This window comes from Bacteroides sp. 2_2_4, from assembly GCF_000157055.1.
GTDB lineage: Bacteria > Bacteroidota > Bacteroidia > Bacteroidales > Bacteroidaceae > Bacteroides > Bacteroides ovatus.
The window spans coordinates 61501-68643 of the sequence record NZ_EQ973374.1; the positions used below are offsets into that span (position 1 = coordinate 61501).

At 42.1% G+C, this 7143-nt stretch carries 10 protein-coding genes; 7 read left to right on the top strand and 3 right to left on the bottom strand.

Going from position 1 to position 7143, the window contains the following annotated elements; all coding sequences use genetic code 11:
- Window positions 1–47: 47 nt before the first annotated feature.
- Window positions 48–1490: an OmpA family protein gene (locus tag BSCG_RS01710; protein WP_004308721.1), complete on the top strand. Its 1443-nt coding sequence runs from the start codon at window positions 48–50 to the stop codon at window positions 1488–1490.
- Window positions 1491–1619: 129 nt separating this feature from the next.
- Here the strand turns inward: BSCG_RS01710 and BSCG_RS0128070 are convergent, their stop codons facing one another.
- The gene (locus tag BSCG_RS0128070; protein WP_004308720.1) at window positions 1620–1793 is read right to left on the bottom strand and encodes a histone H1; all 174 of its coding nucleotides are present in this window, start codon (window positions 1791–1793) and stop codon (window positions 1620–1622) included.
- 469 nt (window positions 1794–2262) lie between these two features.
- Between BSCG_RS0128070 and BSCG_RS01705 the strand changes: the two genes are divergently transcribed.
- Together BSCG_RS01705 and BSCG_RS01700 are read left to right on the top strand one after the other, a co-directional pair.
- A complete protein-coding gene (locus BSCG_RS01705) occupies window positions 2263–2733 on the top strand; it encodes a hypothetical protein (RefSeq protein WP_004308716.1) in 471 nt (156 codons plus the stop codon).
- Window positions 2734–2908: 175 nt separating this feature from the next.
- Window positions 2909–3265 carry a hypothetical protein gene (locus BSCG_RS01700; RefSeq protein ID WP_004308712.1) on the top strand — a complete coding sequence of 119 codons (357 nt, stop codon included), beginning with the start codon at window positions 2909–2911 and terminating at the stop codon, window positions 3263–3265.
- A gap of 184 nt (window positions 3266–3449) precedes the next feature.
- Here the strand turns inward: BSCG_RS01700 and BSCG_RS30700 are convergent, their stop codons facing one another.
- On the bottom strand, window positions 3450–3689 hold the full coding sequence (locus tag BSCG_RS30700) for a hypothetical protein (protein WP_008659509.1): 240 nt from the start codon (window positions 3687–3689) through the stop codon (window positions 3450–3452).
- 15 nt (window positions 3690–3704) lie between these two features.
- Between BSCG_RS30700 and BSCG_RS01690 the strand changes: the two genes are divergently transcribed.
- From BSCG_RS01690 to BSCG_RS01675, 4 genes are all read left to right on the top strand, one after another.
- Window positions 3705–4190 carry a hypothetical protein gene (locus tag BSCG_RS01690; RefSeq protein ID WP_004323429.1) on the top strand — a complete coding sequence of 162 codons (486 nt, stop codon included), beginning with the start codon at window positions 3705–3707 and terminating at the stop codon, window positions 4188–4190.
- A 431-nt stretch (window positions 4191–4621) separates the two neighbouring features.
- Window positions 4622–4816 (top strand): hypothetical protein, encoded by a 195-nt coding sequence (locus BSCG_RS01685; protein ID WP_004313635.1) that lies wholly within the window; start codon window positions 4622–4624, stop codon window positions 4814–4816.
- Between the two features lie 4 nt (window positions 4817–4820).
- Window positions 4821–5105: a hypothetical protein gene (locus BSCG_RS01680; protein WP_004308705.1), complete on the top strand. Its 285-nt coding sequence runs from the start codon at window positions 4821–4823 to the stop codon at window positions 5103–5105.
- Between the two features lie 10 nt (window positions 5106–5115).
- Window positions 5116–5487 (top strand): hypothetical protein, encoded by a 372-nt coding sequence (locus BSCG_RS01675; protein WP_004308703.1) that lies wholly within the window; start codon window positions 5116–5118, stop codon window positions 5485–5487.
- A gap of 54 nt (window positions 5488–5541) precedes the next feature.
- Here BSCG_RS01675 and BSCG_RS01670 read toward each other — a convergent pair.
- Window positions 5542–7143 (bottom strand): zincin-like metallopeptidase domain-containing protein (locus BSCG_RS01670; protein WP_032849854.1); only part of this gene is annotated, 1602 nt, incomplete at its 5' end.

Sequence of the window (7143 nt, forward strand, 5' to 3'; positions counted from 1 at the left end):
TACGCCTTACACCAGATTAAAAGTATAACTAATGAAATCATTGGAATATGACGAAACAAATTATTTTCATCTTCGCTTTGCTCTGCACGTTGCAGGCACAAGCAAGTGTACAACCCGTACAGAAGGACACTGTACGACACACTATTCATTATGAAGTAGCGGAATTGCTTCAACCGATGCAGCCCGTCTATCTCAACGGGGTGCTACTTCCGGCATCTCGAACCGGCAACTGGTTTGTTAGCATATCCGGAGGTGCGACAGTTTTTCTTGGTACACCTCTCGGTTGTGAAGACCTTTTTGGACGAGTGAAACCTTCGTACAGCCTCGCCGTCGGCAAATGGTTTACTCCTTTGGTCGGCGCAAGGGTAAATTATAGTGGCTTGCAGTTTAAGGATGCACAATTATCTACGCAGGACTACCATTATATCCATGCAGATCTCCTGTGGAATCTCCTTGGACGCAGATATGCCCGACAGGAACAGGTACGTTGGAGGCTTGCACCCTTTATGGGTGTCGGTCTGCTACATAACGCCACCAACGGGAACAATCCCTTTGCGCTTTCTTACGGCATACTAACACAATACCGTATTTCCAAACGGGTTAGTGCTATGCTGGAACTCTCTAACACAACTACATTCCAGGATTTCGACGGATATGGCTATCCAAACCGTCTGGGCGATCACATGCTTTCGCTGACTGCCGGATTCACCTTTCATCTCGGTAAGGTCGGCTGGAAGCGCGCGGTGGATACGGCACCATACATCCATCGGAACGAACTGCTTGTCGATTATGGCAACTTCCTTTCGGAGGAGAACAGGCGTTATGTGGGACGTCACAATCAAGATAAGCGAACACTCGTGGAATTAAAGAAAATTCTGGAAATCGAAGGACTACTCGATACATATAGCCATATCTTTGACAACGACGATATAACCGGATGCAGATATCCTATAAATAATTATAGCGGTTTGAACTCGCTTCGTGCAAGATTGAAGCATAGCTATTGGGACGGGTCGTCACCTCTTGACACGACTATTCTTCAGACAGAGAATGGAAAGCCATCATATAATTACACGGCTTCCCGAAATGTGCAGTCCGCCCATCAGGACACCCTCGCTATGGATTCCACGGTTCTTTCATACGCTGATGGAGAGTGCATCGGTACACCCATCTATTTCTTTTTTGCTCTCAATACGACACATCTGACGGATACCTCACAGAGGCTTAATCTTGACGAACTGGCTCGTGTAGCTAAGAAATACAGTTTATCCGTGAGGGTAACTGGTGCTGCTGACAGTTCTACAGGAACATCAAGTATCAATGATTCTTTGAGTATATCGAGAGCAGGTTTTATTACCGCAGAACTGGAACAACGTGGAATACCAGCCAAGCGGATTATCAGAGTTAGCAAAGGTGGAATTGCCGACTATACGCCCGTGGAAGCCAACAGACATACGAAAGTGGAGTTGTTTTTTCCAAAAGCGAAATAGAAATTTCGCATAATTGATGTTTAACTTTGTCATAATCAATGAAGCCTCTCCGCTGTGAAGCGAAGAGGCTTTTTCGATATGGTACACGTGAAGTTCGCCATTTTCCTACTGTCAGAACCAGAATGAAAATTATTTCGATGCTTCAAGTGACTCTTTTCTGAACTGTTTGAGAAGTTTTTCAAGTTCAAGTGATACTTTGCGGGCACGAGTTCCGGCAGCTTTGTTGCCTTTCTCCATCTGGAGGTTGGCATCTTTTGAGAATTGATCGAACAATTCACAGATTTGTGTAAATGTTTTTTCCATTGTTATGTTCTTAATATTATATAATACGCTGGCAAAGATAGCAAAAATATTTTTTTAGGACTTATATTAGCTCTGTTATATATTTCGCCTATAATATGATACCCCTTTTTATGTTTTTCCATTCTGAGTATTCCCTTATCGCACCATCGGCAAATCTGGCCGAAGAGATTTTATATGCAAAGGTACAGTGTCCGGACGATTGTCAAGCACCGCTATGCTAACGGTTCCTGGATATTTTACGGCAGCCTTCCTCAAATCAAAGATTGACTTTCAGTCCCCTTCTCATTGCAAGGTATAAAAGGACAAGCCTGCTTCTGCTCTTACATTCGAAGGTTGGGTATTCCGTTCCATTCCATTTACTGTTTACTTGTCTTATCGCCCTTATTCCACTGTTAATCCTGCATAAAAATCAATCCCCGGCAAGAAGCCGAAAGAGCTTCAAGCAAAGGGAAATAATAAATCAAAGAATATGGGAAAATACGATTTTATCAAGTTGGGTAATCTTCTTTATTGGCATGACCCAGATAGTGGTCTGTCTAATGGGGTTTACCAAGTGGCTTCTATTCCGGAAAACATTGAAGAGGATAGCGTTATTTTGATTGCATCTGATACTTCGGAAGCGGAGGTTTTTCCTTCTGAATTATCACCGATACATACCGGTAGAAGTCATAAAGAAGACTTTTTGCGTTGGAAAACAGAACGTGAAGCTGAAGGTATTGAGTTTTACGACCACCTTTCCAAGGTGATGGATACGGAAAACGACTTGAGTGTGGGAGATATGGTGGCGTTTACAAACGATTATGGAGTGATATTTGGACCTTGTGAGGTCTTAGCTTTTGGGAATCTCTGTAATAGTGGCAGATGTGTATATATTGACAGTGATTCTTATTGGTTTCCTAACCGTCCCGACCAACTCACCATCATGAGAGGTGCGGAATGACAATAACATATCCACCTGTAGCCAAAGCGGGTGGATAGCATTTCCTTGTATTGTATATTCAGCCCGATTACTCTTATAGCCATGCTCCACCGAACTCCCACAACCGGTCCTATTCCTTTTTTACTCGTCGTACTCCGTTTCTAAACAGTATAACACATTTATTGGCCTGACATTCTTGAAATTCACAACGGAAACGGCTTGGTTTCCGTGTGATGAAACACTTGAACTGGTATGTGAGAAATTCCCAACACTATGTTATTTCTATCAATCGGAAGAGTCGGGTCTGGCGGAGTACTGGACAAATGACCAAGAGAGTAAATACTTTCCCGAAAAGTACATTGCAGACCTATGTACTCCAGACGACAAATGGTACAAGGAATATTTTGTCAACCAGACAGAAGTATTCAAGTGGTTTGAGGTGATAAGCGGTCAGTCTGTCGAATCAATAACAGAAATTCTTGCTATTGCCGAACAACGGAAAGATGAAAACGACAATTCTTTCTGTAACATCTATGAATATGCCGCAGGCTAAGACTAATCCGATGCAGAAAACGAAATGACGGTATGCTGACAGCGTGCAGCGAACTATCATTATCCGATAAGCTTCTCTGATTTCATGCAGATTGGAGACTTTGTCGCCTTCAGTCCTTTTATACAGTCTCAGAGTGCTTCTCCAGTCTTTTATAGATATTCTTTATATCGCACATCGGCAGTTCTTATCTGAGAGATTTTGTATGCAAAGATACAGCTTTAGAATGGTCGTCAAGTAACGCTGCGCTAACAGTTCCCGGATACTTGTGGCAGCCTTCCGCATATCGAAGATTTGGGTATTCCACTTCATTCCATTCACTGTTTACTTGCCTTATCCATCCTTTCCTTGCTGTCAATTTCGCATAAAAATCATTCCTGACAAGAAGCCGAAAGAGCTTCAAGTAAAGGGAATAAAGTTTAATCATTTAAATTTCAAAATTATGCACAGCCGAATTTTTCAGATTTCTAAAATGTGGATAGAAAAAGAAAACTATCTGAATGAAGACACTCTCCATCAAGGAGATGGCAGTTTCTATGACTATTGTGCGGAGATAGATGACGAAGAACGTAAGGAGGATATTCGTTATTTGGTCAATACTGCTCTACCAAAAGATATGTTCGAACTTGTAGGTGATGACACCATACGCTACATTGGTGGTGTGGAACAATGGAAAGAGAACTTTGTGACTAACATCCGTAAGAAAGCTGAAGCTATTACGACGGAAAATATGTTGGAGTTTGTAGGCCCTGTTTATCAACTTGAAAAGGCATTGGAAAATCCATTGGATATTGCGTATCATTTCTATTTGGACGGAGAGGGATACCAGTCATTTGCCGAAAAATCTTTTGCATTTATGGAGTTTGTCTGTACGCTTGAACCGGGAACGATACTCTATATCGGAGGAGTCATCGACTATCACTTCTGATACTCCATATAATTTTTTTAAAGCCACCCGCAACTCAAGCGGGTGGTTATCATCTTCCTATATAACAGTCCGGTTACTTTTATAGACCATGTTCTGCCGAACCTCTGTTACCAATTCACAGCCTCTTTTACCGATTCTATATTACCTGTTCTAATTGTATTACATTCTCACAGTCCCGACATGCACCATTGTTTGTTTCGTGCGCAAAGGTACGGTGGCAAACGATGTTCAAGTACCGCTGTTGCTACCTGAAATGAAATTTGACGTAACCTTCCGCAATCACAGATTCCGGTATTCATAAAATTTCATTCCGGTTACTTGCTCATAGTTCTTGCATCCACCGTTGAAAATGCACATGAAACAACCTCTTGGGTAAAGTCGGAAGGCTTCAAGAAGAGGGAAATAAAAAACAACTTAAAAAAATAAATGCAATGAGAACTAAAACACTCTACAGATGCGATGCACAGAAAATAGACATCAGTCGTTTCCCTAACTTTCACATAACAGGAAGTATAACCGGAATGAAGAAACTCTATTATGGCAAGAATGCTCTATTGGTACGTTGCGGAAGCTGGATTTACAACGTGTCAAGTGAACCCGAAGTTTATTATAATATAGCACATTAGTAGTATGAAAAAAGGTTATAAAAAAGATTTTCAGAGTTGGAAAGGTATAGTAACTCTAAAATTACTTTGCTGCAATATAGCAGCAGGTCGTTTTGATTGGAAGAAATATTGTACGCCACAGCCTTATTGTGGTCAGGAGATTTGCGTTATACCGCTACATTGTTCTTATGGACAGATAGGCTACACTGTGTATTTCCCTTATTCTGATATGCCGGAAGTGGAATACGATTGGGAAATGAACAAATTAACTATTGACAAAGAGAATTGGGAGAATTATTTACAGAATTAATATTAAAAATATGGCACAGAATTTTTATACCAAATGGCAGAACGCAATCCTTGCAGATGCAGGAGTCTATGTTTCAAAAAAATACCGCAGTTTCCAAACGGCCTTAGTACGTGAGATTTCCAAGTACGCAACAGCCGTTGGCGCAAAAGTAACATTCAACTTAAAGGGGCATTATAATACCTCTTGTTTCATAGAACGTAACGGTAAATTCGTTTACATCAGTCACTCTTCCGGTTTGTCCCGAATGGGTAGCGGTGTAAAAATAGAACTCGATTCTTTCTTAATCCGGACAGCCCAACACGCGAAAGATTACAGAGGGGGACATAATCAGTATTGCGATATAACAAATTTACAGTCTATGATAGATAATTTGTTAGAGTAATAAAATAAATTCAAGAAAAGGTACGGAGCAAACAGCTCCGCATCTTTTTCCGTTTTATCGGCGCATTCCGCCGCTGTACTCTGCTTCTTGTAGCTCTTCCCGGTATTCCTCCATATTATTCAGCTTTTCGTTCACGGTTTGCAGGTTGGCATCCAACGAAGCATTATGGTCGTATGGGAAACGATGTTGTGCGACAAGTCCCGCATTAGTAACCGGCCCGATATCTATCATGTCGGATTCTTTATTATAGCTGACATACAGCACATCACCATTCGGCATTTCAAATGCAGGAATCTTTTGTTGTGTCATGATAGCGAATTGTTCCGTAGCCATCTCCTTGGCTACCCCTTTTAATGTATCTCCAGCATGTTCGATACCATAACGCCTGATATGGTCGCGTACTTCCTTTTCCGTGAATTTCAGCATCACTTCATAAGTTCCCCCGACACTCCCATTGTACACCACAGCAAAATCCTTGTCCTCAATCAAAAGATTGTCTCCTCGGTTCTGTATGGGAGAAGAATAAGTATATTCTTCGTTAATGCCGTTACCGTCATAATACTCCTTGGCGAGAGTCAGCAGTCCTTCGTAGTCCCCCTTATCCTTGAATGCGTCCAACCGCATCGTGTCATCGGTAAGCTGAAGATAGGCCACGGAAGAATAATACACTTTTTCTTTCGGTGCTACTGTTTGCTCTTCATCAATGTTCTGCTCCAATTCCAGTGCAATCTTATCCACCTTTTGGGTAATCAGAGAAGCCGCTCTTTTCACATCCAACAGAGTTGTCTTGATGAATTGTGGCGATTCCTTCAATTCGTCGAGCCATCCTTTGAGGTAGGCACAACTGTCCTCTTTTATATGTTTCGTCATGCCGTAACGTTGGGCAACCAATGCGCTGCCTAACTCGGCTACCAATTCTTCGCGCGCATACTCTGCCGAGCCGAAAGTTGTCGGCTTGATACGGTCGAGAACTCCTTCCGCACCGGTCGAGTGTGTCATCTCATGGAATAGTGTTCCATAGAACGCCTCTCCAGATTTGAACTGTTCCTTTTCCGGCACAACGATTTCATTTCTCGATATAGAGTAGTAAGCGTTATCCTGATGCTGTGGTTTGATCGGACAAATCCACAGATTGTCCTTTATCAGCGCATCGACGGGAGCGAAGCTGAAATACTCTCCGTTCTCAATCTTCGGTAGCGAATACTCCTTTTCGAGTTTTTGCCACAGCTCCGGTCTTGCCTCCTGCAAGTTGGTCTGTGCCACGTTAAAGACTCGGAATACCTGCATCTTAGGATAAACATTGTATTCCTTCTTCTCGTTATCAGATAGTTTTTTGTAGTCATCATACTTAATCTTCTCACCAGAATCCTTGTGTATGCAGGTGAATGTAGTCAGCATGATTGGGAATGATTTCTCTCCACGAAGTACAGAAACACGAGGTTTCTCCTGATTGTCCTTATCGGATTTGTTGAGCCGTTGTACACACTCAAAAGTGCAGAAGCGCGGAATCTTGTAACCTTCCTTTTCACAATGTATAAGCAACATAATGGCATTCATGCCATTATACTCGCGTCCGGAAAGATTGCAGGGCCATTGTAACGCTTCTTCTGTGAACCATGGCTTTCTCCAATCCTTACGGATACTCTCGATTTTCTC